This window comes from Streptomyces sp. NPDC057136, from assembly GCF_042670885.1.
Classification (GTDB): Bacteria; Actinomycetota; Actinomycetes; order Streptomycetales; family Streptomycetaceae; genus Streptomyces.
Genome location: NZ_JBHUUV010000004.1, coordinates 259,956 through 284,158, shown reverse-complemented (window position 1 = coordinate 284,158; position 24,203 = coordinate 259,956). Strand labels below are relative to the sequence as shown.

Here is a 24,203-nt window from a genome sequence, read left to right as displayed (position 1 = left end):
CCGAGCCACGCGAGAACCGGCTTCGCACCGGTCGCCGGCGCACGTTCCGCTGTTCCGGCGCTCTCCAGGGAGCGTCCGCACGACCATGACGAGGGGTCATGATGTCCGTCGTACTCTCCATCCTGCCGCTCCCCCCGTCCGAGCGGGCCGACTACTGGCAGAGCATTGTCTCCGACACGTTGGTTCCCATGGACGTCACGCTGCGCGAGCGCGAGCCCGCGGTGGGGACGATCACCGTCGACACACTCGGCCCCCTCCAGATCTCGGTGGTCGAGGGCGGCCCTGCGAGCGTGTCGCGCCACGCCTCCCTGATCTCCAGGGGCGGAGGGGAGTACCTGACCGTCACGCTCCAGCACCAGGGAACCGGGCGGCTCACCCAGGACGGGCGCCAGGCCCTGGTTCGCCCGGGCACTTTCACCTGCTCCGACGCCGGTCGGCCCTACGGCAGGGAACAGCCGGACAGTTTCCGATTCACGTCGATCCGGTTGCCGAAGGAGGTGCTGGCCGTGACGGACACCGAACTGCGGGCGATCACAGGGACCGTCTTCGACAGCCACTGCGGCACGTCCGGAGTGGTCGCCGGCCATCTTCAGTGTCTGGCGGACCGGGCCGCCGGATTCGACCCGTACACAGGCCGGCAACTGGCGATGACCGCCGTCGATCTGCTGACGGTTCTGGTGCGCGAGCGGCAGGGGCTGCTGAACCCCCACGCGTCGGAACTGGCCCGCGGGATGCTGGCCCGCATCAAGGAGTACATCCTGCGACACCTGGCCGATCCAGGTCTCTGTCCGGAGATGATCGCGTACGCGCACCACATGTCCGTCCGGTATCTACACAAGCTCTTCCAGTCGGACGGGACCACGGTGAGCCGTTGGATCCATCGCGAGCGCCTGGAGAGGTGCCGACGGGAGCTGTCCAGCCAGTCGAGGACCGCGCCCGCCGTCTCTGCGGTGGCCCAGCGCTGGGGCTTCGTGAACCCGTCCCACTTCAGTCGCGCCTTTCGCACCGCGTACGGGATTTCGCCCCGGGAATGGCAGTCGAGCACGCGTCACGTGTGAACCGAGGCGGTTCTCGCCCGGCGTCACCGTAGCAACCGGCCGACCGCCTCGCGCGGGCGTGCCGACCCCGCCCCGAGGGGTGGGATCGGCACGGGCTCCGGGCCGGGGCTCGGGTCAGTGGGCGGTGGAGCGGACCGCGTCCTGGATCAGTTCGGCCACGGCCTTCGGCTGGGCGAGCATGACCAGGTGCGAGGAGTCGACCTCGACGGTGGTCATGCCGGCGCGCTCGTAGCCGTAGCGCTCCACATCGGGGTTGATGGTCCGGTCGGAGGAGGCGACCAGGCCCCATGACGGCTTGCTCTTCCACGCCGCGACCGGCGCCGCCTCACTGAAGGCCCGTGCGGCCAGGGGCCGCTGGGAGACGGCGAGCACGGCGGCGAACTCGGGGTCGACGTCCGCGGCAAAGATGGCGGGGAACTTCCCGACCTCCACCGAGACGTCGGTGCCGGTCTCCTCGGACCCCGCCACGGGGAACGGCGTGTAGACGAGCGCGTCGGCGAGGCCGGAGTCGGGGAAGCGTCCCTGCAGCTCGCCGAGGCTCTCGCCCTCCTCCAAGGCGTATCCGGCCAGGTAGACCAGTGCACGGACGTTGTCCTCCGTGCCGGCGAGGGTGATGACGGCGCCGCCGTAGGAGTGCCCCACGAGGATCACGGGGCCGTCTACGGCACGTATCACCGAGGCGATGTACGCGGCGTCGTCGACGAGGCTTCGGTTGGGCACCGCCGGAGCCACCACCTCCAGGCCGGCGGCGGTCAGTTCGGGGATGACACGGGCGTAGCTGGAGGCGTCGGCGAAGGCGCCGTGGACCAGCACGACGGTGGGGCGGACGGATCGGGACATGCGAGAACTCCTCGGTGCGTGGGTAGCGGTGTGGAAGGCGGAATCGTCGTGCTTCAGAGGCCGAACCGTGCGCGGCGCGCCTCGGGCACCAGGTCGGCGTACTCGGGGTGCTTGCCGATCCACCCCCGGATGAAAGGGCAGTACGGCAGGACGTGCAGCCCGCGTGCGCGGGCGTCGTCGAGGGCTCCCTGGGCGAGCAGCCCGCCCAGGCCCCGGCCCGCGAACCGGGGATCGGTCTCGGTGTGGATGAAGGCGATCTCGTCCTCCGAGAGGAAGTACTCGGCGAAGCCCGCGGTCTCGGTGCCGTCGTCTCCGGCGAGGATCTCGTACCGGGACTTCTCGGGGCGGTCCACCACCTGCGGTTCCATGGGTGCTCCTGTGCGGTTGTGGAAATCGTGGGTCGGCCTGTGGGTGTTCAGAGCGTGCGGCGCACGCCCGCCTGGCGTTCCAGGTTGCGGAGCTGGACCGCGAGGTCGCCCTCCACGGCGGCGTGGGCGGGGCCGCTGCGGCCGATGGGCAGGACCTCCTCGCTGCGCATGTCCTCCAACATCAGGGCGAACGCGGCGTACATCGCGACGAGCGCCACCAGGAGGCCGAGGACCCCGGACGTGCGCGTGAGCCATTCGGCGCCGGTGAGACCCGACAGACCGGTGGCGGCCCAGCGGGGCAGGGAGACCGCCAGGACGAGCCACAGCGCGCGCTTGGGCCGGGTCACGGCGGTCATCAGCGCCCCGAAGCAGAGGAGCGCCAGATTGAAGACGCCCAGCACGCGCAGGCCGTCGGCCGCGCCGCTGAACATGACGAGTGCATAGGCCAGCCAGCTGCCGGCGAAGACGGCCATGAGCGTCGCCGCGATCACGTCACGGGCACCGAAGGCCAGGATGCTCACGAGGAATTGCAGGGCGAAGGCGGGCAGTACGCACAAGGCGACGGCGCCGCGAGCCGCGTCCTCGAAGAGCCCGAGCTGCATGCATCCCGTCATCACGGAGGCGATCGCCACCGTGAAGAAGCCCAGCGGCATCGGTGAGGCGATGGGGCGCAGGTTGATCCGGGTCATCGACCGGAGGTCCGGTTCGAAGCGGCGTCCCGGGGGAGCGTCCGGTCGGCCGGACGGCCCGTCGTCGGCGCCGTCGGCGGAGGCGGAGTCTGTACTCATCGTGGGGATCTCTCGTTCAGTGCTCGAAGCAGGGGTCGAGGAACGGCGGAGGCGTCTCGGGAGTGGAGCCACGGGCGACGCGCCACCGGCGGTGCTGCTCGGACTCGGCGACGGCCTCGGCCACGAGCGTCGCCTGGCGGGCACCGCTCTGGTAGCCGCCGAAGTGGGCCACCGGGCTCCACTCCGGGCTGACCGGCGGGACGGCTTCGTCGAGTCCCTCGTACTCCGCGCTCGCGTAGACGATGCGGCCGCCGACGACGGTGAGCACGGATTCGATGTCGGGGATGGCGGCCTCGGGCACGGTGAAGTAGTCGTCGGACAGGATCGCGAGGTCGCCGTAACAGCCTTCCCGCAGGCTTCCCTTGACGTCCTGCTCGCCGGTGAGCCGGGCTCCGCCGCGTGTGTAGAGGCCGAGGGCGGTCTCCCTGCTGATCAGGTTCCCGGCCGGGTAGAGCGCTGTGCCGCCGACCGTGCGCCCGGTCACCAGCCAGTGGAGCGCAACCCACGGGTTGTACGAGGAGACGCGGGTGGCGTCGGTTCCTGCGGCGACGGTCAGGCCCCGGTCGAGCATGGCCCGGACCGGCGGGGTGTGGGCGGCGGCCTCGGCGCCGTAGCGGTCGCGGAAGGCCGTGCCCTGGAAGGACATGCGGTTCTGGATGGACACGGCGCCGCCGAGGGCGGCGATCCGGTCCAGGCTGTCGGCCGAGACGGTCTCCGCGTGATCGAAGAGCCAGCGGTTGTCGCCGGGGAAGAGTCCTTCCGCGGCGAGCTTCTCGAAGACGGCCAGATCGCGGCGGATCGTCTCGTCGTAGGTCGCATGGAGCCGGAAGCCCCAGCCGCTCTCCATCAGGAGTCGGACGGCCCTCTCGAACTCGGCCTCGTACCCATCGGCGAGCTCGGGACGGGGCTCGGAGAAGTTCTCGAAGTCGGCGGCGGCCCAAGTCAGGTTCTCGCCCGCGCCGTTCAGCCGGAGCCACTCGTCCCCGTCCTCGGGCTTCACCATCTCGGTCCAGCGCTTCAGGTCGGCGAGCTCCTGACCGGCCGTCTGCGGGAACAGGTGGTAGGCGATCCGCAGGGACAGCTCCCCCGACCTGGCGAGGTCGACGACCGTGGCGTAGTTGTCGGGGAAGTTCTGGAACCCGCCGGCGGCGTCGACCGCAGAGGTCAGCCCGAAGCGGTTCAGCTCGCGCAGGAAGTGTCGCGTCGACGTCCGCTTGTCGGCCTCGTCCAGCGTCGGCGCCTTGGCCAGGGTCGAGTACAGGATGAGAGCGCTCGGCGCCGCGAGGAGGACGCCGTTGGGTTCGCCGTCCCGGCCCCGTACGATCTGGCCGCCGCGCGGGTCGGGGGTGTCGCGGGTGAACCCGGCGGCCCGCACCGCGGCCCGGTTCATCAGGGCGGACTGGTACAGGTGCAGGACGAACACGGGGGTGTCGGGAGCGGCGGCGTTCAGCTCGGCGACGGTCGGCATCCTGCGTTCGGCGAACTGTTCGGCGGTCCAGCCGCCGACGACCCGGATCCACTGCCCCTTGGGGGTGCGGCCGGCCTGCTCGCGCAGCATGGCGAGGGCGTGGCGGAGGCTCCGCACCCCGTCCCAGCGCAGCTCCAGGACGTAGTTCAGGCCGCCTCTGATGACGTGCAGGTGCGAGTCGTTCAGACCGGGGATCACCCGGCGGCCGAGGGCGTCGACGACCCTGGTCCCCGGCCCGACGAGGTGGGCGAGGTCGTGGTCGTCGCCGAGGGCCGCGACCCGGCCGTCGCGGATCGCGACGGCGCGGGCCTCGGGACGGCCGGGGTCACCGGTGAACACCTTCGCGTTGCGGACGAGGAGGTCGGCCTGTACGTGTTCCTGCCGCGGTGCGGGAACGACGCCCGCGACGGGCATGCTCGTCGACGGCCCGGTCATGCCAGGGCCTTGCGCAGGGTGTCGGTGGCGACGCCGATGGCGAGTTCGGCGGCCTGCGTCTCGCGCAGCGCGTTCAGCATGACGAAGTCGTGGATGGCCCCTTGTACGCGAAGGGCGGTGACGGGGACGCCGGCGGCGCGGAGCTTCGCCGCGTACGCCTCGCCCTCGTCGCGCAGGACGTCGGCCTCGGCGGTGATGACCAGGGCGGGCGGCAGGCCGGTGAGCTGCTCGGTGGTGGCGCGCAGCGGCGAGGCGGTGATCTGGGCGCGCTCGGCCTCTTCGGTCGTGTACTGGTCCCAGAACCACTTCATGGCGTCGCGGCGCAGGAAGTAGCCCTCGGCGAAGTCGTGGTATGAGTCGGTGTCGAAGCCGGCGTCGGTGACCGGGTAGAAGAGGACCTGGTGGGTGAGGCGGACGTCGCCACGCTGCTTGGCCATGAGGGTGAGGGCGGCGGTCATGTTGCCGCCGACCGAGTCGCCCGCGACGGCGATCCGCGTGCCGTCGAGGTCCTTGTGGTGTCCCTCGCGGGCGATCCACTGGGCGACGCTGTAGTTCTGCTCGATGGCGACGGGGTAGCGGGCCTCGGGCGAGAGGTCGTACTCGGGGAAGACGACGGCCGCCCCGGTGCCGACGGCTAGTTCGCGGACGAGCCGGTCGTGGGTGTGGGCGTTGCCGAAGACCCAGCCCGCGCCGTGGATGTAGAGGACGACGGGGAGCGGGCCGGTGGCGCCGCGCGGGCGGACGATCCGGGCGCGGACGTCGCCGGTCGGACCGCCGTGGACGGTGACCCATTCCTCGTCGACGGCGGGCAGGGGTACACCTTCACCGCTCTGGACGTCGTCCACGGCCTTGCGGCCGTCCGCCACGGGGATCTGGTAGAGGTACGGCGGCTGGGCGGTGGCGTCGGCGAAAGCCTGGGCGGCGGGTTCGAGGGTCGGCCGGTTCGGCATGAGGGGTTCTCCTTCGGAGGGTGTGCGGGGTGGGGCGAGTCGGGACGGTTCTCAGCGGGTCGCGCGCGCGGCGTCGAGGATCACGTCCGTGACCACGGCCGGGCGGGAGACGACCACGGCGTGCGACGCGTCCACCTCGGTGGTGTGCGAGCCGGCGCGCCGGGCCATCCACCGCTCGGCGGCCGGCGGGATGTTCTTGTCGGCGGTGGCGATCAGCGCCCACGACGGGATCGTCTTCCACGCCGCTTCCCCCGCCTTCTCCTCCAGCGCGACGGTGGAGACCGGGCGCTGGGTCGCGGCCATGACGCCCGCGTCGGCGGCGGGGACATCGGCGGCGAACTGACGGTGGTACTCGGCCTGGTCGATGACGAGTTCGGTGCCGGTGCCGCCGTCGGGCAGCGGGTACGGCTGCGGGTCGACCGTGTCGCCGAGGGTGGATCCGGGGAACTTCGCGGCCAGCTGGGCCGCGCTCTCGCCCTTGTCCGGGGTGAAGGCGGCGATGTAGACGAGGGCCTTCACGCGGCTGTCGCCCGCGGCGGCACCGCTGATGACAGCGCCGCCGTAGGAGTGGCCGACCAGGACGACGGGGCCGTCGACGGTGGCGAGCACGCCCCGGAGGTAGGCGGTGTCGTCGGCGAGGCCGCGCAGCGGGTTGGCGGTGGCGACGACGGAGTAGCCCGCGCGACGCAGTCGCTCAATCGTGCCGCTCCAGCTGGAGGCGTCGGCGAACGCCCCGTGGACCAGAACGATGGTGGGCTTGGGAGCATGCCGGACGGTGCCGGCGGCGGGCGAGCTGCTCGCGGGTGCGGCACCGATCAGGGAGGCCAGCATCGCGGGCAGGGCGAGGGCGAGGGCGAGGGTGCGCTTCGTGGGAAGCATGTGCGGTTCCTTGTCGGGTGGTGAAGCGGCAGGCTTGCTCAGTCGAGGAAGGCGAGCAGGGCGGTGTTGACCTCGTCGGCGTGGGTCCAGATCAGGCCGTGCGGGCCGCCTGGCACGATCGTCAGCTGGGCGCCGGTGATGCGCTGGGCCAGCGGGATCGCGGTGGCCTCGACGGGCAGGGTGCGGTCGGCGTCGCCGTGGATGATGAGGGTGGGGACATCGATGCGCGGCAGGTCCGCGCGGAAGTCCGTGAGCCAGGCCTGGACGCAGTCCAGGGTGCCCTTGGCGGAGGCGCTGACGGCGACGTTCCAACTGGCCTGGACCGCCTGCTCGCTGATGCGCTCGCCGCCGAGCACGTCGACGTTGTAGAAGTCGGCGAGGAAGGCCGTCATGAACGCGAACCGGTCGGCGGTGATGGCCTCTTCGATGCCCTCGAAGACGCTCGCGTCCACCCCGCCCGGGTTGTCGTCCGCCTTCAGCAGGAAGGGCGGGACGACTCCGATCATGACGGCCTTGGCGATGCGGTCGGAGCCGTACGTGCCGAGGTAGCGGGTCACCTCGCCGCTGCCCATGGAGAAGCCGACCAGGACGGCGTCGCGCAGGTCGAGGGTGGTGAGCACCTCGTTCAGGTCGGAGGCGAAGGTGTCGTAGTCATAGCCGTCGGCCGGCTGGTCGGAGCGACCGAAGCCGCGCCGGTCGTACGTGACGACCCGGTGGCCGACGGCGAGGAGTGCGGCGGTCTGCTTCTCCCAGGAGGCCCCGTTGAGCGGCCAGCCGTGGATCAGCACGACGGGCTGTCCGGTGCCGTGGTCCTCGTAGTACAGGTTGATGGGTGCAGAGCCGCCTTCGGCGACCTTGATGAACGGCATGGTGGTGCGCTCCTTGCGTCGGTGTGTCGTTGCGTTTCGGATGGACGGGCGGAGGTGGCCTCAGAGTCCGTACGCCTCCAGCAACCGCAGCCAGACTTCGCTGACCGTCGGGAAGGCGGGGACGGCGTGCCACAGATGCTCGAGCGGGACTTCTCCCACGATGGCGACGGTGGCCGTGTGGATGAGCTCGGTGGCCATCGGGCCGGTGAGGGTGCAGCCGACGACGACGCCACGGGTCTCGTCGACAACGAGCTTGGCGTGGCCGCGGTAGTCGTCCGCGTACAGCGCGGCTCCGGCGACGTCGTCGATGCGGTATTCCACCGCGCGTACCGCGACTCCCGCTTCGCGTGCCGCGCGTTCGGTGAGACCGACGCTCGCGACCTCGGGGTACGTGAAGACTGCCTGGGGGACGGCGATGTGGTCGGCCTCCGCGCTCCAGGCCTGCCGGCGGCCGGTGTCGGCGGGGCGGCCCGCGGCGCGCTCGGCGATCGCCGCGGCGCAGGCGCGTGCCTGGTACTTGGCCATGTGGGTCAGCGGCGCACGGTGGTTCACGTCGCCGACTGCGTAGAGCCAGTCCCCGTCGAGAGCGGTGACGCGGCAGGTGTCGTCGACCGGGAGCCAGTCACCGGGCGGCAGTCCGACGGTCTCCAGGCCGAGGTCCGCGGTTCGCGGGCGGCGGCCGACTGCGGCAAGCACCTCGTCGCAGACGAGGGTGGCGCCGTCGTCGGTCTCCACGGTCACGACACGGGTGGTCTCGTCACGGGCGACCCTGGTGGCCGAGACCCCGAAGCGGATCGTGACGCCCAGACCGGTCAGACCCCGGGTGACCTCTTCGCCGGCACACGGCTCCCAGCCGGTCAGCAATGCCTGGTCGCGGACGAGCAGGGTGACGGAGGAGCCGAGAGAGCACCACGCGGTGGCCATCTCACAGGCCACCACTCCCCCGCCGATGACAACGAGCCGCTCGGGCACCGCGTCGGCCGTGGTGGCCTGCCGGTTGGTCCACACACCGATCCGGTCGAGCCCTTCGACCGGCGGCAGCGCGGGTTCCGTGCCGGGGCCGAGGACGACCGCGAGCCGGGCCCGCAGGGTGCGGACCGTGCCGTCGGCCCCGGACACCTCCACCCGGCGCTCTCCTGCGAGCCGTCCACGCCCTCGTACGAGGGGTATGCCGGCGCTGTTCAGCCAGTCGGCCTGGCCGGTGTCGTCGCCTCGGCCGGTGAACCGGTCGCGGCGGGCCAGGACGTGCGCCGGGTCGAGCGCCGCGGTCACCGACTGCCGCGCCCCGTCGACCGACCGCGCGGCTTCCCTGGCCGCGCCGGGACGCAACATGGCTTTGCTCGGCACGCATGCCCGGTAGGAACACTCGCCGCCGACCATCTCGGCCTCGACGACGACGGCGGTCAGTCCTGACCGGACGACCCGGTGGGCGGCGACCTCGGCGGCCGGCCCGCCACCGACCACGACGACGTCGTACGTGTCCTCCATCAGCCGTGCACCAGGGGGGTGTCCACGAGGTGCTCGGCCAGGAACCACACCTGCGCCTCGCCGGTGCGGATGACGTCGGAAACGAGCAGGTCGGTGCTGCCCTCGTCGCCCTCTGCCGATATCCGGGCGGCGGCGTCCCGCGCGTCGATCAGGATCCGCTCGTGAGCGTCGAGGAGCCGCGACAGCATGACGGGGACCTTCTCCACGCCGTCCGGCGGCCGGGGAATCGCCGTCAGCTCCGCAACGTGGCGCGGGTCTCCGACAGCGACGCCGCCGAGGCTCTGGATCCGCTCGGCCAGCATGTCCACGATGCCCAGTTGGGCCTCCGCATGCTTGTCCAGCATGAGGTGGAGCGAGTAGAAGGTCGCCCCGCGCATGAGCCAGTGGTGCTTCTTGTAGAGGGAGTACAGGATCTGCGTGTCGGCGAGTACGCGGTTCAGTCGCTGGCACGCGTACATGCGGGTGTCGTGGCTGAGGCCGATCGGCAGCTGCTTGAGCGTGCCGAACGTCTGGGTCTCGTCGCCCTTCTGGTGCAGCAGCGGCTGGCCGCCGCCGCGCGGGGGTGTGGTGGTGGGTGCGGATTCCATCAGGTGCTCCTGTTGTTCGGTGGTGGGCCCGGCCGTCCGGGCGGGGGGCGCGGGACGGCCGGGCCCGGTCTTCGCGGCTCGCGCTCAGCGCCCGCCGTGGCCGGCGCTCTGCGGCGCCGCCCGGTGCAGTACGAGCCGAGTGAGCAGCCCGCTCCCGACGCCCGCCGCGAGCACGAGGGCCGTCCACCACAGCGGGTACGGCGTGAAGCCGAGGGCCGCGTCGAGGGACCAGGCGCCGGGTCCGGTGGCGACGAGAGCGGCGGCGGCGCCGATGAGGACGAGCGGGTACTCGTAGCCGTCGTTCTGCACCCAAAGGCCGTTGTGCCATTTCACGGTGAGGGCGACGGTCATGACCCCGATGGCCCCGGTCGCCGCGAGCGGGGTCAGAAAGCCTGAGGCGAGCAGCAGACCGGATCCGATCTGGCCACCGCCCGCCGCCAGTGCGGTGAGGGCTCCGCCGCGGAATCCGTCGGCGCGGAACTCCTCCGTGCCGCCCTCGAGTCCCCTGCCGCCCAGGTGCGAGCTGATCTTCTGCACGCCATGACCGGCGACGAGCAGGCCCACCAGCAGACGCAGGATCAGAATGCCGGTGTCCAAGGGGGTCAGCCCGCCGCGTGCGCGCCGATGACGCTCTGCGCGTACACGACACCCAGGCCGTACGCGCCCGCGTGGGCCTTGACGATCTCCATGACCGCGCCGTACGTCTCCTGGCGCGCCCAGTCGCGCTGCAGCTCAAGGAGCACCTGCACCCAGGTCACCGGCACCGCGCCGGCCGCGATCATCCGCTGCAGCGCGTGCTCGTGGGCGGCCGGGCTGACGCCGCCGGAGGCGTCGGAGACCACGTACACCTCGTACCCCTGCTCCAGCGCGGACAGTGCGGGCAGCACCAGGCAGACCTCGGTCCACAGGCCGGAGAGGATGATCTTCTTGCGCCCGGTCGCCCTGACCGCCGCCACGAGCGCCTCGTCCTCCCAGGCGTTCATCGTCGTGCGGTCGATGACCTCGTGCTTGGGAAACACCTCGGCGAGCTGAGGCAGCAGGGGCCCGGAGAACGACTCAGCGGCCACCGTGGTCAGGACGGCGGGCACATCGAACGCCTGAGCCGCCTTGGCGAGACCCACGGTGCTGTTGATGATCGCGGCGCGATCGCCGCTCCCGGTGCCGAAGAACATCTGCGGCTGGTGGTCCACGAAGAGCATGACCGCGTTGTCGGGCGTGAGCAGGTCCGCGCTCGGGGCAGCCTGCACCTTGGTGATGTCGAACATGAGGGGTCCTCTCGGAACGGTCGGTACTGCGCCTGCCGCCTTCCCGCGGCTCGGCACACCCCGAAGCTACGACCATCCCGACCGACCGACTTGTCTCTCTGTGCTCAGGAGTTGGCACGACAGCGCACCATCCGCCCAGGACCGGGACCCCTTTCCGGTCGGCCGGCACCCACGTCCGTTCAGCAGCAGGTCAGGGCGGCTCGATCCAGTCGCCGGGATCCGGGGGGGCAGCGAATACCTCGCCTGATCCAGCGGATCACGTGGAGAGCCGGATGCTCGGCCAACGGGCACGTCCGGTTCGGCGGGCGGGGACGGGAAAACCGGCACTGGTAACAGTGCACGGCGTCTCGTCCCCGACCCAACACATGGAACTGGACTGTCACGGCGCTGAGCTGCTGTTTCAGGTTCTGACCGAGCGAGAGGAGGAGAACAGTGTCGCCATCGCGTCCAACAAGTCCTTCGGACTCTGCGCGGCCATCGTCGACCGCCTGACGTTCAACGGCACGATCATCGGGACCGGCACCGACTCCTACCGGATCGCCTCCACCCGGGCACGAGCCGAAGAACCCGCCACGGCCGGCTGACCGCCCGCGGTGCGACTCAACGGCCCGCCTCAGGGCAGGCCCCGGGAGGCAAAACAGCCGGCCGGGGCCAGCCTTGAGGGCCGGTCATTTTCGCCAGAACAGGTGGTGCGTCACCCCGCTCGGGCTGGGAACGACCTCCAGGTGGAACCGGTCGAGCAGCTCATCGGGGGACTCCCAGAGTCGTACTCCGGACCCGAGCTTCACCGGCGAGACCGCCACGTGCAGCGTGTCAACGAGGTCGGCGTCAAGGAACTCCCGGATGGTGGTAGCCCCGCCGCCGAGTCGGACGTCCTTGCCCTGCGCCGCCTCCCGGGCCTGTTCGAGGACCGTGGCAGGGTCGCCGTCGACGAAGTGGAACGTGGTGTCGGAGAGCGTGAGCGAAGGACGCTTGTGGTGCGTCAGCACGAATACCGGGGTGTGGAACGGGGGCTCGTCACCCCACCAGCCCTGCCACTCATGGTTGTGCCAGGGCCCGCGCTGGGGCCCGAACTTGTTGCGGCCCATGATCTCGGCGCCGATGTTGCGGGCGTAGTCCCGCGTGAGGTAATCGTCCAGGCCCCGGCTGCCCCCGGGGTCGGTGCGCATGGGCCAGCTCGCCGTGGCGCCGGCCCAGGCGAACAGCCTCTCGGGCTCGACATGACCGAATGGCCTCTCGAGGGTCTGGTCCTCACCGGCACCGATTCCGTCACTCGAGACGTTGAAGTTCTGGACTCTCAGTAGCTGAGCCACATGTTCCTCCTGTGTTGTCGACGGTGGTGAGACTTGCCGGGCCGGGAAAACTCATCGCTGCGTCCGTGACCAGTCAGAAACTCGGCGTCGGCAACCTCAACCGCCAAGCCCCTGCACCCAACTCATTCCGAAATGATCAGCTAGCCAAATGAGTTGGCTTCTCACTCTCAGGATGAGTCTCCGTAGCGGGTGGCAATCGCGGCGGCGCGGTTGCGTAGGGAGGTGCGCAACGACTGCGGGGCCAGGGCTTCCGCGTCCGTGCTGAGCTGCCACAGCGCCCATTCGGCGTGTCGTGAATCTTGGAAGGTCACCTCCAGCCGCAGCCGGCCGTCTGCGTCGGGTTCTTCTGCGCGGACGGCCAGCGCGGTGTCCAGCAGGTCCTCCCGCCGCGCCGGGTTCACCCGTACCAGCACGGTGATGTGGTCGCCGGAGAGAAACTGCGCGGAGCGCTCCCGCCAGATCCGGTCCAGATCGACCCGGTTTGGTCGCTGTGCCGTTTCGGGGAGTTCCTCGGCGGCCAACACCCGCGACAGCCGGTAGGTGCGGTCCGCGCCAGATCTCGTGGCCAGCAAGTAGACCCGGTCGCGTACGGTGACCAGGCCGATCGGGTCCACCGTGCGCCACTGCGGTGTCTGGCCTGTGGCCGCGTAGTGGATGCGCAGCTTGTGTCCGGCGAGCACCGCGCGCCTGACCTCGATCATTGTGGTGTCGGGTACCTCCTCAATGACCAGCCGGCGTGAGAGCAGGTCGGTCTCCGGGTCGACGAGAAATCGCTGGGCCGCGTCGCTCGCGGTGGCCCGGTGGCTTTCGGGCAGCGCGTCGACCACCTTCCGCATGGCCGAAGCGAGCGCCGAGCCGAGGCCGAATACCTGCTCGCCGCGGCCCGATCCGGCGGTCAGCAAGGCAAGGGCCTCGTCGTGGTTCAGTCCGGTGAGCTCGGTCCGGAAACCGGGCGACAACGCGAAACCGCCGTGCCTGCCGCGTTCGGCGTAGACCGGGACGCCGGCCGCGGACAGCGCCTCGATGTCGCGCAGCACGGTGCGGGTGGATACCTCCAGCTCGCGGGCCAGCGTGTCCGCTGTCAGCCGACCGCGCTGGCGCAGCAGTAGCACGAGTGAGACCAACCGGTCGGCACGCATACGAGAACTTTAACGGAATACATGACTGAGGGTGTCGTGATTTGTTGGGAGGCTCGTTGACGCGACGTCAAAGCCGGCGGCTACCGAGCCGATGGACGTACGTACTCCCGATGAATCGAATGGAGCTGATATGGCAGTGGAACGAACGGCGGTCAACCCGGTGACGTGGTCGGTGGAGATGGGATTCAACCAGGGTGAGGTCGTCTCCGGGCACACACGGACCCTGTACATCTCGGGGCAGACCGCGATGAGCGGCGACGGCAAGCCCCAGCATGACGGTGACATTGCAGCGCAGTTGACGCTGAGCATCGACAACCTGGAGGCCGTGCTCGGCGAGGCCGGCATGTCTCTCGCGAACCTCGTCCGGCTCAACGTCTACACGACCGACGTCGATCTGCTTTTCCAGCACTACGGCGTGCTGGCAGCGCGGTTGGGCGCCGCCGAGGTGGCGCCGACCACCACGATGCTCGGGGTGACGCGACTGGCGATACCCGGCCAGATGGTCGAGCTTGAGGGGACCGCCGTCGCGTAATGCGACCTCGCCCTGCCTGCTACTTGTGCCGGTTGAACCGGCACAAGTAGCAGGCAGATGGGTGACTACCTGTGCTCAGAATGGTGACAATCGGCGCCCATGGCCTCGACGGCGAGTCCTTCCTGCAACGACTGCGCGACCGGTGTAGCCGCCTTCGGCCCACACCAGGCTGATCTTCCTGAACCGCTCACGCATCCGGGGCAGCATGATGCGGGCAGCCTGGCGGTCGGTGACGTCCGCGGCAGTCACCAGGACCATCAACAGCAGGCCGAGGCTGTCCGTGATGACGTGTCGGCGCCTGCCGTTGATCTTCTTCCCGCCGTCGTAACCGCGTGAGGCCGCGGGCACCGAGGCGGCCGCCTTGACCGACTGCGAGTCGATGATCGCCGCAGTCGGCTCGCGGTCGCGGCCCGCGGACGCTCGCGGGCCTTGCCGCGCAGCCGGTCGTGCAGCTCCTTGACCAGCCGTTCCTGCGCCACCTGCGGAAGAAGTCGCAGACGCGGTCCCATGCGGGAAAGTCCGCAGGAACGGAGCGCCACTTGACACCGTTATCGGTGACGTAGAAGACCGCATCCAGCATCTGCCGGTGACAGTAGCCCTCCGGCTGGCCGCCCCGGCCCTCCAGTCACGCAGGCACCGCCAGCGCGTCACGCACCACCACCCACTCCGCGTCGGTCATGTCCGACGGATGCCGCCGCACCCTCTCCAGCCGGTCGGCTGCGTTCCCGAACCGGTGAGCGAGGCAATCGCACACCGACGGCGCCGAGTTGAACCCCGAGGACGAAACCGCGCACAACTGCATCAACAGGGCCGCCGGTCTCACGAGTTGGCTTCAACAACCCTAATGCTGCACCAGAGGCCCTGCCTTCATGCACCCCCACCCGGCCAAGTCCACAAGACCAGGCACCCTGTTCGACCAGAACCGTCCTCGTGATCGATAGGAATACGGCTTCTAAAGATCAAGCTGACCACGCTATCGCTTTGTGGCATGCGCTGGGGACTACGACTTGGGTGCTGTCTCGGGTGCGGGCCTGTACGCCGACGGGGACCACGGCTGCGGCTGCTCGAAACGTACAGCCACTCCTGAGTGCGGAGGGCGCCCGCAGCCTCAAGCCTCAGTCGACGTCCGCGTACGACGTGCCGAGTTTGAGGCTGTCGATGCGGTTGATGATCTCGTTCTCCGGGTGATCGCGGTCGTAGGCGCCCCACTTGGGATCGTTGTAGGTGTCCCAGGTGCGGCCGGTGTAGCGCGTGGAGCCGTTGATGAAGGTCTGCTGGGCCCCGTCGAGCCGCAGCTCGATCCAGCCTCCGGTGGTCGAGTCCGAGGTGTGGATCGCGAAGGCGAACCGGTGCCAGTCGAAGGCCGCGATCGGAGCGGACCAGATCTTGTTCCACACCTCGCCCGGTTCGATGTAGTAGAGGTTGGCTGAGCCGCCGGAGACCGTCATCAACACCGGGTAGTTCTGGCTGGAGTTGGGATACGACTTCCACTGGAAGACGACGAAGTCGCCGCTGGCCAGGCTGGTGGTGGACAGTTTGCTCTCCCAGCCCAGGTAGTACGTGCTGTTGTTCTGGAACGTGTAGTTGGAGCCGCCGATCCTGATGCCCTTCGACTCGCAGCGGTCGATGCCAACTGCCTTGGTGTACCGCCAGATGTCTCCGTGGCCGTCGGTCTGGGCCGCGGAGACGATGCCGCCCGGTGACGGGCACTCCAGACTGCCGAAGACACCGATTCCGTTGGTGGTGTCACCGTCCCAGGTGAGCGAGGCGCTCGCGGGTGAGGCGACGATGACGGACCAGGCGAGTATCGCTGCGGGGAGAGCCAGAAGACGCTTGCGCACAGGTTTCCTTTCACTGGGCAGTGGGCGGCAAAGGGCCTTGCCCACAGGGAACTTGATGCCCAGCGAGTGTGATCCACAGGCTTGAGAAAGCGGAATACCTTGTTCTGTTTTTTCTTTCCCGAACCTCAGAAAGGCGCTTCACAACAGCCCGTGGTGGCAGTGCGCTTTCGAGCGGCTGCGCGAGGAAGCCCATCGGATCCTGGCCGAACTCGGCGAGGTGGAGAGCCGGCTGGAGCGGTTGGTCATCGCGCGTGAGACGGTGGCCGGGGTGCTGATCGGCCCCGCCATCAAGGGCTCGGAGTGCTTCGGCCCCCGTGCTGCTGTGTAGCGCGGGGGCCGAAGGGGTGCCGTCCTCGCTCCGACTCAGGTCACTGGATTCCGGCGGCTCTGGTCACCATGCGTTGATGACCGGCGCGTCGGGTTCGTGCTCCCGCCAGGCCTCGTTGAGGCGCGCGAGCCGGTCCGCGGCGGCGATGCCGCGCAGGGACGCGACCTTGCCGTCGCTGACTTCGAACGCCACGGCGCCCACGACCCGGTCGTCGACCACGGCGAGGACGGCCGGGGAACCGTTGATCAGCGCGATATGGATCGCGGGCGAGCCGCCGGCCAGCCGCCGCTTCGCCGGCGTGGGCTTGAAGCCGGCCCGCACGTAGGAGGCGACCCGCTCGCGCGTCTTGTACCGCAACAGCCGCTTGCCCAGTCCGGCGCCGTCCGAGACCGCCGTCACGTCGTCGGTGAGCAGCGCCACCAGCCGTTCGGTGCGCCCCGACGTGGCGGCGGCGAGGAACTCCTCGACGACCCGGCGCGCGGACGCGGGGTCGGCCTCGACGCCGCTGCGGCGCTCGGCGGCGACCCGGATCCGGGCCCGGTGGACATGCTGCTGGCTCGCGGACTCGGTGATGTCGAGGATCCCGGCGATCTCGGCGTGGCTGTACGAGAAGGCCTCACGCAGGACGTAGACGGCCCGCTCGACCGGCGAGAGGCGCTCCAAGAGGGTAAGTACGGCCAAGGACACCGATTCGCGCTGCTCGAAGGTGTCGGCCGGGCCGAGCATCGGGTCGCCCTCGAGGAGCGGCTCGGGCAACCAGGCACCGGCCGCTCGCTCGTGGCGCGCCTGCGCCGAGCGGAGCCGGTCGATGCAGAGATTGGTGACGACCTTGGTCAGCCACGCCTCCGGCACCTCGACCCGTTCGCGGTCTGCGGCCTGCCAGCGCAGGAACGTGTCCTGCACGGCGTCCTCGGCGTCGGCGGCCGAGCCGAGCAGACGGTACGCGAGCGAGGCCAGCCGGCCCCGGCTGGCCTCGAACCGATCGATGGCTGCGTTGTCCATGCGGAACAGCCTATGCGGCGACCCTCACACCGGCCCGGTCAGGCGCGGTGGCCAGGCGGCGCTTGCGCTTCGGCATGCCGAAGGTCGGGTGGGCGATGCCCCACCCGGCCCCCTTGAGCACGCCCGACTTGAGCCGCGCGGCGGTCCGGCCGCCCAGGTACCAGGACTTCGACCGGACGTCCCCGTCCACCATCTGGAAGATCGCGTCCCGCCGCCCGAGGCTGATGTGGTTGCCGTGGTACTTCAGCCCGGTGGTCGGGACCTCGCTGCCCGTCAGGCGCGCGATGATCGCGGCGGTCGCCTGCATGTTGGTGAAGCCGGCCGAGGCGCAGGACATCGGCAGCGGCCGGCCGTTCTCGCCGATCGCGTAGGCGCAGTCACCGGCGGCGTAGACGTCCGGGTGCGAGACCGAGCGCATGGTGCGGTCGACGACGATCTGGCCGGTCTCGGCGACCTCCAGGCCGCTGGCGGCCGCGATGGGGTGCACGGCGAACCCGGCCGACCACACGGTCACGTCGGCCGGGATGGACGTACCGTCGGCGGCGATCGCCCGTGTCGGCTCGACGGCTTCGATGCCGGTGTGCTCGTGGACGGTGATGCCGAGCCGGTCGAAGGCCTGGCGCAGGTGACGGCGGGCCTTCGGGGAGAGCCAGGCGCCCAGCTCGCCGCGGGCGGCGAGCGCGACCGAGAGGTCGGACCGGGACTCGGCGAACTCGGTGGCGGTCTCTATGCCGGTCAGCCCCTCACCGACGACCAGCACAGTGCCACCCTCGCCCAGGCCGGCCAGGCGCTCGCGCAGACGCAGCGCCGAGGACCGGCCGGTCACATCGAAGGCGTACTCGGCCACGCCGGGGACGCCATGGTGGGCTACGGAGCTGCCGAGCGCGTAGAGAAGCGTGTCGTACGCGAGCTCGCCGTCGCAGTCCTCGCCGGTCACGGCGACGGTCCTGCGCTCGGGGTCGACACCGGTGACGCGCGCCAGGCGCAACCGCACCCCCGTGCCCGCGAATACGTCGGCGAGCTTGCGGAACGCGAGGTCCTGGCCGATCGCGAGCTGGTGGAGCCGCATCCGCTCAACGAAGTCGGGCACGGCGTTGACGACGGTGATCTCGGTGTCGGCGGGGGAGAGCCGGCGGGCCAGGTTTCCGGCGGCGAAGGCCCCGGCGTATCCGGCGCCGAGTACGACGATGCGGTGTTTCATGGCGTTGCTCCTGTCTCGTTCGCGTGCCCTTTGAACGAGACGGCGCCCCGATTGCTGACAGGAGCCGGGTGTGACGCGGGTCACCGAACCAAGACGAGCGGCTGAGCCTCCGACAGGCGCTTGGGCCTGTCTTGGGCAGTCGAAACGGGGTGATGGGCAACTACGGATCGAGATGGCCAACTATCGGTCGGCGTTACACCAGTCCAAGCTTCTGTGTGTTGTGGTCGGGTAGCCGGATCACGTTGCTTCATGTCCACCCTGACCAGCGTCCGCTACGACTCAACTCCCGGACCTTCTACAACTGGAGCGAGGGCAAGCGGCACGTCCAAGCTGTGATCGTCATGGCACCTCGTAGGCACCGCCGTCTACAGATCGCTCTGTTGCTCCAGGCGCTGAACGACACGGGCGGCGTGCTCAGCACTCCTGCGCGCCTCCCGCAGGGCACGCTCCGCCGCCTGCACAGCCGAACCAGCCTCCACCGCGGCCGCCCCGGTCTCGGCCTTGGCCTGACGGGCCGCCTGCAGCTCGCGCTCCAGGTGGCGAACCCGTTCGGTCGCTTCCTCGGCCCTCCCTCCGGCAGATTCCTGCGCATCGCGGGCCTCCCCGAGCTCCTGCTCGTGTCCGGCGACCTTAGCGTCGGCCTCCTCCGCAGTCGCACGAGCCCGTTCGAGGTTATGGCGCCGAGCCGCTTCACGCCCTGGCTTCTTCTTCGGCGCGGGCTGTTCCGCCGAGGCCGGGAGGTCGGGCACCGTCTCCGGGGTGACAGCGGCAAATCCGACCGTGACCTCGGGCACCTTCACGAGCCGGCCCTTCGACCACTGATCGGCGACGTCCGGGTGGGTGAGCACGCCGTGGAGGCTCTGCTCGATCTCGTGCAGCACCGTGTCGCTCACCGGCTCCCCGGCTCCCCGGGCCAGTCCGGCAGCCGTACGTGCAAGAGCGGTGACGAGCTGGTGCTGCTGCTGGCTCGCCGCACGCAGCCGCTCGGCATCAAGCGTCCGGTGGGCCTCGCGCAGCGTCTCCCCCAACGCCAAAAACTGCTCCGCCTCCTGCCGCCCCTCACGGGCCAGAAGGTTCGCAGCCCACGCCGCGAGCACCGGCCGACGCAACGCGGCGATCGCCTTCGCCCCGGCCATGTCCTTCTCCTTCCGAGCCTCGGCAACGTACGCATCCCGCGCCGGAACAAACTCGGCCGGCTTCAGCCCATACAGCTTCTCGGCAATCTCCTCGACATCCACGCCACCCACTCTGCGCCGCCCACACGCGGCCGACACGATCGCGCCCGTCGCACCTCCGCCGGATGCCCGACCCGATCACCCACCCGGCCGCTGCTTCATTGCTGGCCCCGCGGGGTGCCGATTCCGCTGCTCGCCGGCACCCGGTTCTTCGCAGGAAGAATCTCCAGGTCCGGGCGAGCAGATCAGAGCCGAGTCACCCCGTAGCAGGCCGGCGGCGCGGGCCCCGTGTGCACGGTGGACGAGTTCGCGGACGGCCGTTGGGGCGATTGATCGTCGGTGAGCTCCTCCGGCGATCGTCCGGCGTGTGCGGCGAGGGCCCCAGAAGGCAGCCGCGCACAGTGGACCGGGGCTTCCGGCACCGGCCCGGTCCAGCAGGGAACGGAGACAGCGTCGACGGACACCGAAATCGACAGAATGATCTTCCTCATGACGCTCCTCCTCCAAAGACTTGAGCGTCATGGTGGCGAGGATCGCTCCGGTGGTCGTCGCACCACGCCGACGGAGTGGGGCGCGGTCAGCCCGGGTACCCCCCAAGCCATGCCGACAACTCGCGCTGCAGCCGCAACTCCGCCTCGCTCAAGGGAATCTCCGGACACAGCCGCTCCGGATGGCCGGGCGTGGGGCCCTGCGGGGACGCGGCGGGCAGCGGGGGCGGAGGGGGCGGGACCCAGAGCCCACCGAAGGCGATGAGCGCCTCCATGAGCAGACGCAGGCCGCGCAGAACGAACAGAGACATCCGGCCACTGTGGTGCCCGCTGCCAAAGCACCGCTAAATGAGCGCCGATCAGAATCAGCCAATGAGCGCTACGTACGTACTTTCCCCGATGTGCGGACATACGCGCGAAGCGGACAGTTGTTCGGGAACGCACACTCGATCCCCGACTGTACGAGGTCTCGATGCGCTACGAACTGCTCGGCCCCCTCCGGGTACGCCACGCCCAGGAGTGCTTCTCCTTGTCCGCCCCCAAGATGGAGATGATGCTGGCCGCTCTGCTGATCGGGAGCGACCGGGTCATCACCAAACAGCAGCTGGTCACCGAATTGTGGGGGGACCGGCCACCGCGGCGGGCCTCCGCCGCGGTGCATGTGTACATATCGCAGCTGCGCAAGTTCCTCGCCACTGCGGGCGATCCGGAAGGCCGGGCCATCGTCACCAAACCGGCCGGTTACCTGCTCCGCCGGGAGGGAGCGGGCCATGACGTGGACGAGTTCAAGGACGCCATGCGCCAAGGACGGGCGCAGCATGCTTCCGGCCGTCTGGAAGAGGCGCTGCATTCGTTCGACCGGGCTTTGTCACTCATCCGCGGGCCGGCACTTGACGGACTCGCGGAGGGTCCGGTGCTCACCTCGTTCGCGACCTGGGCCGAGGAGGAACGCCTGGAGTGCCTCGAACTGTCGGTGGAGGCCCGTACGGCGCTCGGCCGGCACCGGGAGGTCATCAGCCTGCTGAACACACTGATCGCCCAGCACCCGCTGCGCGAGACGTTCTACCGGCAGCTGATGCTGGTGCTCTACCGCTCGGAACGGCAGGCGGAGGCCCTGCAGGTGTACCGCTCGGCGCAGCGGGTCCTGCGGTCCGAACTGGGTCTGGAACCGCATCGCTCGTTGCGCCGCCTGCATCAGGCGATCCTCACCTCGGACCGGCTGCTCGATCTGCCCGCGGCGAGCTGAGCCGCGCTGGGGGCCGACCGGACCGGGCGTCGGGGTCACGGTCCGGCCGGCCCGCTCGAGCCTGTCGTCAAACTCGCGGCGCAGGCGGGGGTTTGACGACAGGCTCTAGCGCGGGCCGGTCATCATCCGGACCAAGGCGGCGCGGGTATTGATCCCCAACTTGCTGTAGATGCGCGTCAGATGGGCGTCGACCGTGCGCGGGGACACCAGCAGACGCTGGGCGATGTCCCGGGTCTTGAGCCCCTCGGCAGCCAGTTCCGCCACTTCGCGTTCACGGCTCGTCAGCTCCGTCAGCGAGTCCACCGCGACTCCGCCGGACGCCCGGCGTGCCGTACGGGCGAGCTCCTTGGCCCGCAGTCCCGCCGCGGTGTCGCCCAGCATCCCGTACGCCTCGTCGTAGCAACGGGCGGCCTCGGCCGGCAGCGACCGGGCCAGCTGCACGTGTCCGTGGGCCAGCAGGGCGTGCCCGGCCGGTTCGGCGAGGTTGACGGCGGCTGCCGCGGCGGCCGCGCGTTCCACCCACTGTTCGGCGTTGCCGCCGGTCGCCGCTGTGGCGGCGGTGAGCAGTTCGTACACGCGGGCCGCGAGGATCGGCGCCGGTTCGGACACCCTTCTGGCGTCCCTCGCCGGGAGCAGCAGGGCGAGGGCCGTGGCCCCGTCTCCGTCGGCGAGCGCCGCCTCGGCGAGCAGCAGCGCCACCACCGTGGCCCGCGGGGCCCCTCCCGCCGAACCGGGCGGTACCGCAGTGCGCGGACTGTCCGTCCGGGTGCGGCCGAGCCAGGCCCAGGCGGCCGTGGTGACGGCGTCGGCGAGCGCCGCGAGATCGGTGCGGCCCGCGGCCAGGGCGGCGGTGCGAGCCTGCGTCGCGATGTCGAGCGCCTCCGCCATCGCGCCGGCCTGGTAGTCGATGTAGGCCAGCAGGTTGAGCAGGACCGGCAGCAGATGGAGGTCGCCGCGCAGCCGGGCCTCGGCCAGGGCGCGTTCGGTGTGGGCGCGGGCGGGCCCGTACCAGCCCATCGCCGATTCGGCGCAGCCGAGCACCATCAGATACGAGGCGAATGCGCCGCCTGCCGGGGCGTCCGGCTCCAGTCCGTCCAGGTGGTGGGCTCCGGCGTCGATGGCCGTCTCGGCGGCGTGCAGGTCACCGGCGAAGACCGCGCTCAGACCGCGCAGGGCGAGCGCGCCGCCCGTGGTGACGGCATCGGCGTACTCGGTGTGTCTGCCGAGCGCCTCGACATCGGCGCGCTGTGGCACGTGGCCGGCGAGCACGCCGACCAGCTGGGTCTGTACATGAAGCGCGGCGGCCTCCGTACGGTCGGCAGGGTCCTGGGCGGACAGAGCGGTGGCGAGCAGCACGCGGGCGTCCTCGACCCGGCCGAGCGCGGCCTGTACGAGCGCGAGGGAGGCGGCAGCGGCGGACCGTTGTGCGGAGGGCCGGTCGGCGAGGACGGCGAGGATCTCCCGTACGAGAGCGCGGATCCGCTCGGTGTCGCCGTCGGCGGCAAGCGCGCGCACCACCGTGAGCCACAGGGCGCAGGACTCCGGGTCGTTCCCGCTGCCGGCCGTCGGGCTGTGGTCGGCGCGGTGCAGGCGCAGGGCGAAGGTGAGCCAGTGCGCGGCGAGCGACACCTTGCCCGCGGGCAGGGCTGCCCGGGCCGCCGCGGTGAGGACCTCCCGGTCCGAGGGACGTGCTCCGGCGCCGGATCGTACGACATGGGGTGCGCGTTCCATGGGGGGTGCGCCGAGGGAGGAGAGGTGGTCGAGCGCCCTGCGGTGCGCGGCGGCGCGCCAGCAGGGGTCGGCCTCGCTGTAGAGGCAGTCGCGCAGGAGCGGGTGGCGGAAGGAGAGGCCGTCCGGACCGGTGGCCGAGCGGATCAGGTCGCGCTTGCGCAGGGCGCCGAGCACCCGGCAGGTCTCATCCGTGCCCAGTTCGGCGACGGCGGCCACCGCGTCCACGTCGAAGGTGTTGCCGAGGACGGCTGCGGCGTGCGCGGTGAGCCGTTCGGTGCGGCTGAGGAGGGCGTACTCGGAAAGGAGTCTGGCGGTGAAGGTGTCCCGTGCGCCGAGGCCGGGTGAGTGGTCCGCCGACCGTTCGACGGCGGCGAGGGCAGTGAGGTAGAGGGGGTTGCCGCCGCTGCCCTCGTGGAGTCTTTCCAGGCCCGGTTCGTCTACCTCGACGCCGAGCAGTTCGGCGCTCTGGCACAGCGTGAGGGGGCCGAGTGCCACCTGTTCCACCGTGCCGAGTTCGACACCACGCCGGACGGAGACCCTCAGGGCGAGAGGTGCCTGACGGGGCCGGTGCGCCACGGCGATGGCGAGCCCGCCGCCGACGGGCCAGCGCATCAGCATCTCCAGGAGCTGTACGGAGCAGGCGTCGGCCCAGTGGAAGTCGTCGAGGAGCAGCAGGAGTCCGTGCGGTGACGCGGCGACGCAGTCCGCGATCATCCTGCGTATCTCGGCGAAGAACTGGCACTGGCGGGTGAGGCTGCCCGCCTCGGGCTCGACGGTGTCGGGGTCCTGCGGGGGTTCCGCGAGGGTCCTGATCAGTCCGGCCGCCGCGGTGGCCCGGACGCCGGATCCGCCGCCCAGGGATCCCAGCGCCTCGATGAACGGGCGGAAGGGGGCCCCGCGTTCGGCCTCGACACAGAGTCCGCGGAGCACGAGCACACCGTGCTGCCGGGCCTCCCGGGCCAACAGGGTGAGCAGTCCGGTCTTGCCGGATCCCGGGTCGCCGGTGAGTTCCGCGGCCGCGTCGTGTCCTGCGGCGGCGGCCCGTACGAGGTGCCTGAGTTCCTCGAACTCCGCTCCTCGGACGGTGGACTGGTGGTGTGTGCCTGCGGTCTTCTGCCATCGGAACGCCGGGAAGGCCCAGGAGCAACTGCGGCCCGAACGAAGCCTAGGAGAGTGCACAGCGGACGGATTGCTGCGTAACAGAACCTTCAT

At 70.4% G+C, this 24,203-nt stretch carries 23 protein-coding genes and 2 pseudogenes; 4 read left to right on the top strand and 21 right to left on the bottom strand.

Annotated elements, in window-relative coordinates; translation table 11 throughout:
• The first annotated feature begins 98 nt into the window (after positions 1-98).
• Complete coding sequence (locus ACFT7S_RS07600) at positions 99-1,058, top strand: helix-turn-helix domain-containing protein (RefSeq protein ID WP_382728328.1); 960 nt, start codon at positions 99-101, stop codon at positions 1,056-1,058.
• 114 nt (positions 1,059-1,172) lie between these two features.
• On the opposite strand, the gene ACFT7S_RS07595 is transcribed toward ACFT7S_RS07600, so the two are convergent.
• From ACFT7S_RS07595 to ACFT7S_RS07545, 11 genes are all read right to left on the bottom strand, one after another.
• On the bottom strand, positions 1,173-1,898 hold the full coding sequence (locus ACFT7S_RS07595) for an alpha/beta fold hydrolase (protein WP_382728325.1): 726 nt from the start codon (positions 1,896-1,898) through the stop codon (positions 1,173-1,175).
• Between the two features lie 53 nt (positions 1,899-1,951).
• Positions 1,952-2,266 (bottom strand): GNAT family N-acetyltransferase, encoded by a 315-nt coding sequence (locus tag ACFT7S_RS07590; protein WP_382728322.1) that lies wholly within the window; start codon positions 2,264-2,266, stop codon positions 1,952-1,954.
• A gap of 47 nt (positions 2,267-2,313) precedes the next feature.
• Entirely contained in the window at positions 2,314-3,054 is a 741-nt protein-coding gene (locus ACFT7S_RS07585) for an acetate uptake transporter family protein (RefSeq protein WP_382728320.1), read from the bottom strand.
• Between the two features lie 16 nt (positions 3,055-3,070).
• Complete coding sequence (locus tag ACFT7S_RS07580; protein ID WP_382728317.1) at positions 3,071-4,957, bottom strand: amidohydrolase; 1,887 nt, start codon at positions 4,955-4,957, stop codon at positions 3,071-3,073.
• The gene (locus ACFT7S_RS07575) at positions 4,954-5,907 is read right to left on the bottom strand and encodes an alpha/beta hydrolase (protein ID WP_382728314.1); all 954 of its coding nucleotides are present in this window, start codon (positions 5,905-5,907) and stop codon (positions 4,954-4,956) included. Before ACFT7S_RS07575 ends, ACFT7S_RS07580 begins: the two co-directional genes overlap by 4 nt.
• A gap of 51 nt (positions 5,908-5,958) precedes the next feature.
• Entirely contained in the window at positions 5,959-6,786 is an 828-nt protein-coding gene (locus tag ACFT7S_RS07570) for an alpha/beta fold hydrolase (protein ID WP_382728311.1), read from the bottom strand.
• A 38-nt stretch (positions 6,787-6,824) separates the two neighbouring features.
• The gene (locus ACFT7S_RS07565; RefSeq protein ID WP_382728309.1) at positions 6,825-7,655 is read right to left on the bottom strand and encodes an alpha/beta fold hydrolase; all 831 of its coding nucleotides are present in this window, start codon (positions 7,653-7,655) and stop codon (positions 6,825-6,827) included.
• A gap of 60 nt (positions 7,656-7,715) precedes the next feature.
• Entirely contained in the window at positions 7,716-9,143 is a 1,428-nt protein-coding gene (locus tag ACFT7S_RS07560) for a dihydrolipoyl dehydrogenase family protein (protein WP_382728306.1), read from the bottom strand.
• The gene (locus ACFT7S_RS07555) at positions 9,143-9,730 is read right to left on the bottom strand and encodes a Dps family protein (RefSeq protein WP_382728304.1); all 588 of its coding nucleotides are present in this window, start codon (positions 9,728-9,730) and stop codon (positions 9,143-9,145) included. Before ACFT7S_RS07555 ends, ACFT7S_RS07560 begins: the two co-directional genes overlap by 1 nt.
• Before the next feature lie 84 nt (positions 9,731-9,814).
• Positions 9,815-10,327: a DoxX family protein gene (locus ACFT7S_RS07550; protein ID WP_382728301.1), complete on the bottom strand. Its 513-nt coding sequence runs from the start codon at positions 10,325-10,327 to the stop codon at positions 9,815-9,817.
• A gap of 5 nt (positions 10,328-10,332) precedes the next feature.
• Complete coding sequence (locus ACFT7S_RS07545) at positions 10,333-10,995, bottom strand: hydrolase (RefSeq protein WP_382728298.1); 663 nt, start codon at positions 10,993-10,995, stop codon at positions 10,333-10,335.
• Between the two features lie 362 nt (positions 10,996-11,357).
• Here ACFT7S_RS07545 and ACFT7S_RS07540 point away from each other — a divergent pair.
• Positions 11,358-11,579, top strand: a pseudogene (locus ACFT7S_RS07540) (ATP-binding protein); the annotation flags it as partial.
• A gap of 84 nt (positions 11,580-11,663) precedes the next feature.
• On the opposite strand, the gene ACFT7S_RS07535 reads toward ACFT7S_RS07540, so the two are convergent.
• Complete coding sequence (locus tag ACFT7S_RS07535) at positions 11,664-12,308, bottom strand: dihydrofolate reductase family protein (protein ID WP_382728295.1); 645 nt, start codon at positions 12,306-12,308, stop codon at positions 11,664-11,666.
• Between the two features lie 167 nt (positions 12,309-12,475).
• Positions 12,476-13,447 (bottom strand): helix-turn-helix transcriptional regulator, encoded by a 972-nt coding sequence (locus ACFT7S_RS07530; RefSeq protein WP_382728292.1) that lies wholly within the window; start codon positions 13,445-13,447, stop codon positions 12,476-12,478.
• 136 nt (positions 13,448-13,583) lie between these two features.
• Between ACFT7S_RS07530 and ACFT7S_RS07525 the strand changes: the two genes are divergently transcribed.
• On the top strand, positions 13,584-13,979 hold the full coding sequence (locus ACFT7S_RS07525) for a RidA family protein (protein ID WP_382728557.1): 396 nt from the start codon (positions 13,584-13,586) through the stop codon (positions 13,977-13,979).
• Positions 13,980-14,054: 75 nt separating this feature from the next.
• Here ACFT7S_RS07525 and ACFT7S_RS07520 read toward each other — a convergent pair whose 3' ends face one another.
• The 7 genes and pseudogenes from ACFT7S_RS07520 to ACFT7S_RS07490 all read right to left on the bottom strand — a co-directional run bounded on the left by ACFT7S_RS07520 (position 14,055) and on the right by ACFT7S_RS07490 (position 20,325).
• Positions 14,055-14,327 carry a transposase gene (locus tag ACFT7S_RS07520; protein ID WP_382728289.1) on the bottom strand — a complete coding sequence of 91 codons (273 nt, stop codon included), beginning with the start codon at positions 14,325-14,327 and terminating at the stop codon, positions 14,055-14,057.
• A 172-nt stretch (positions 14,328-14,499) separates the two neighbouring features.
• Positions 14,500-14,559 (bottom strand): annotated as a pseudogene (locus ACFT7S_RS07515) (hypothetical protein); the annotation flags it as partial.
• 535 nt (positions 14,560-15,094) lie between these two features.
• On the bottom strand, positions 15,095-15,820 hold the full coding sequence (locus tag ACFT7S_RS07510; protein WP_382728286.1) for a heparin lyase I family protein: 726 nt from the start codon (positions 15,818-15,820) through the stop codon (positions 15,095-15,097).
• Between the two features lie 391 nt (positions 15,821-16,211).
• Positions 16,212-17,150, bottom strand: a complete 939-nt coding sequence (locus ACFT7S_RS07505) for a sigma-70 family RNA polymerase sigma factor (RefSeq protein WP_382728283.1) — start codon at positions 17,148-17,150, stop codon at positions 16,212-16,214.
• A gap of 10 nt (positions 17,151-17,160) precedes the next feature.
• Positions 17,161-18,351: an NAD(P)/FAD-dependent oxidoreductase gene (locus ACFT7S_RS07500; RefSeq protein ID WP_382728280.1), complete on the bottom strand. Its 1,191-nt coding sequence runs from the start codon at positions 18,349-18,351 to the stop codon at positions 17,161-17,163.
• A 365-nt stretch (positions 18,352-18,716) separates the two neighbouring features.
• Positions 18,717-19,589, bottom strand: coding sequence for a hypothetical protein (locus tag ACFT7S_RS07495; RefSeq protein ID WP_382728277.1), 873 nt, complete (start codon positions 19,587-19,589; stop codon positions 18,717-18,719).
• Between the two features lie 514 nt (positions 19,590-20,103).
• Entirely contained in the window at positions 20,104-20,325 is a 222-nt protein-coding gene (locus ACFT7S_RS07490; RefSeq protein ID WP_382728274.1) for a DUF6059 family protein, read from the bottom strand.
• A 161-nt stretch (positions 20,326-20,486) separates the two neighbouring features.
• Here ACFT7S_RS07490 and ACFT7S_RS07485 point away from each other — a divergent pair, with 161 nt between their 5' ends.
• Positions 20,487-21,260 (top strand): BTAD domain-containing putative transcriptional regulator, encoded by a 774-nt coding sequence (locus tag ACFT7S_RS07485; RefSeq protein WP_382728271.1) that lies wholly within the window; start codon positions 20,487-20,489, stop codon positions 21,258-21,260.
• 105 nt (positions 21,261-21,365) lie between these two features.
• Here ACFT7S_RS07485 and ACFT7S_RS07480 read toward each other — a convergent pair whose 3' ends face one another.
• Positions 21,366-24,203, bottom strand: coding sequence for an ATP-binding protein (locus ACFT7S_RS07480; protein WP_382728268.1), 2,838 nt, complete (start codon positions 24,201-24,203; stop codon positions 21,366-21,368).

What these genes read in the sequence shown, in the direction of transcription:
- ACFT7S_RS07530 (WP_382728292.1), bottom strand. Translation starts at nt 13,447, where the DNA reads ATGCGTGCCGACCGGTTGGTCTCACTCGTGCTACTGCTGCGCCAGCGC.
- ACFT7S_RS07590 (WP_382728322.1), bottom strand. Translation starts at nt 2,266, where the DNA reads ATGGAACCGCAGGTGGTGGACCGCCCCGAGAAGTCCCGGTACGAGATC.
- ACFT7S_RS07490 (WP_382728274.1), bottom strand. Translation starts at nt 20,325, where the DNA reads ATGTCTCTGTTCGTTCTGCGCGGCCTGCGTCTGCTCATGGAGGCGCTC.
- ACFT7S_RS07505 (WP_382728283.1), bottom strand. Translation starts at nt 17,150, where the DNA reads ATGGACAACGCAGCCATCGATCGGTTCGAGGCCAGCCGGGGCCGGCTG.
- ACFT7S_RS07545 (WP_382728298.1), bottom strand. Translation starts at nt 10,995, where the DNA reads ATGTTCGACATCACCAAGGTGCAGGCTGCCCCGAGCGCGGACCTGCTC.
- ACFT7S_RS07585 (WP_382728320.1), bottom strand. Translation starts at nt 3,054, where the DNA reads ATGAGTACAGACTCCGCCTCCGCCGACGGCGCCGACGACGGGCCGTCC.
- ACFT7S_RS07500 (WP_382728280.1), bottom strand. Translation starts at nt 18,351, where the DNA reads ATGAAACACCGCATCGTCGTACTCGGCGCCGGATACGCCGGGGCCTTC.
- ACFT7S_RS07485 (WP_382728271.1), top strand. Translation starts at nt 20,487, where the DNA reads ATGCGCTACGAACTGCTCGGCCCCCTCCGGGTACGCCACGCCCAGGAG.
- ACFT7S_RS07580 (WP_382728317.1), bottom strand. Translation starts at nt 4,957, where the DNA reads ATGACCGGGCCGTCGACGAGCATGCCCGTCGCGGGCGTCGTTCCCGCA.
- ACFT7S_RS07570 (WP_382728311.1), bottom strand. Translation starts at nt 6,786, where the DNA reads ATGCTTCCCACGAAGCGCACCCTCGCCCTCGCCCTCGCCCTGCCCGCG.
- ACFT7S_RS07595 (WP_382728325.1), bottom strand. Translation starts at nt 1,898, where the DNA reads ATGTCCCGATCCGTCCGCCCCACCGTCGTGCTGGTCCACGGCGCCTTC.
- ACFT7S_RS07565 (WP_382728309.1), bottom strand. Translation starts at nt 7,655, where the DNA reads ATGCCGTTCATCAAGGTCGCCGAAGGCGGCTCTGCACCCATCAACCTG.
- ACFT7S_RS07600 (WP_382728328.1), top strand. Translation starts at nt 99, where the DNA reads ATGATGTCCGTCGTACTCTCCATCCTGCCGCTCCCCCCGTCCGAGCGG.
- ACFT7S_RS07560 (WP_382728306.1), bottom strand. Translation starts at nt 9,143, where the DNA reads ATGGAGGACACGTACGACGTCGTCGTGGTCGGTGGCGGGCCGGCCGCC.
- ACFT7S_RS07555 (WP_382728304.1), bottom strand. Translation starts at nt 9,730, where the DNA reads ATGGAATCCGCACCCACCACCACACCCCCGCGCGGCGGCGGCCAGCCG.
- ACFT7S_RS07575 (WP_382728314.1), bottom strand. Translation starts at nt 5,907, where the DNA reads ATGCCGAACCGGCCGACCCTCGAACCCGCCGCCCAGGCTTTCGCCGAC.
- ACFT7S_RS07480 (WP_382728268.1), bottom strand. Translation starts at nt 24,203, where the DNA reads ATGAAGGTTCTGTTACGCAGCAATCCGTCCGCTGTGCACTCTCCTAGG.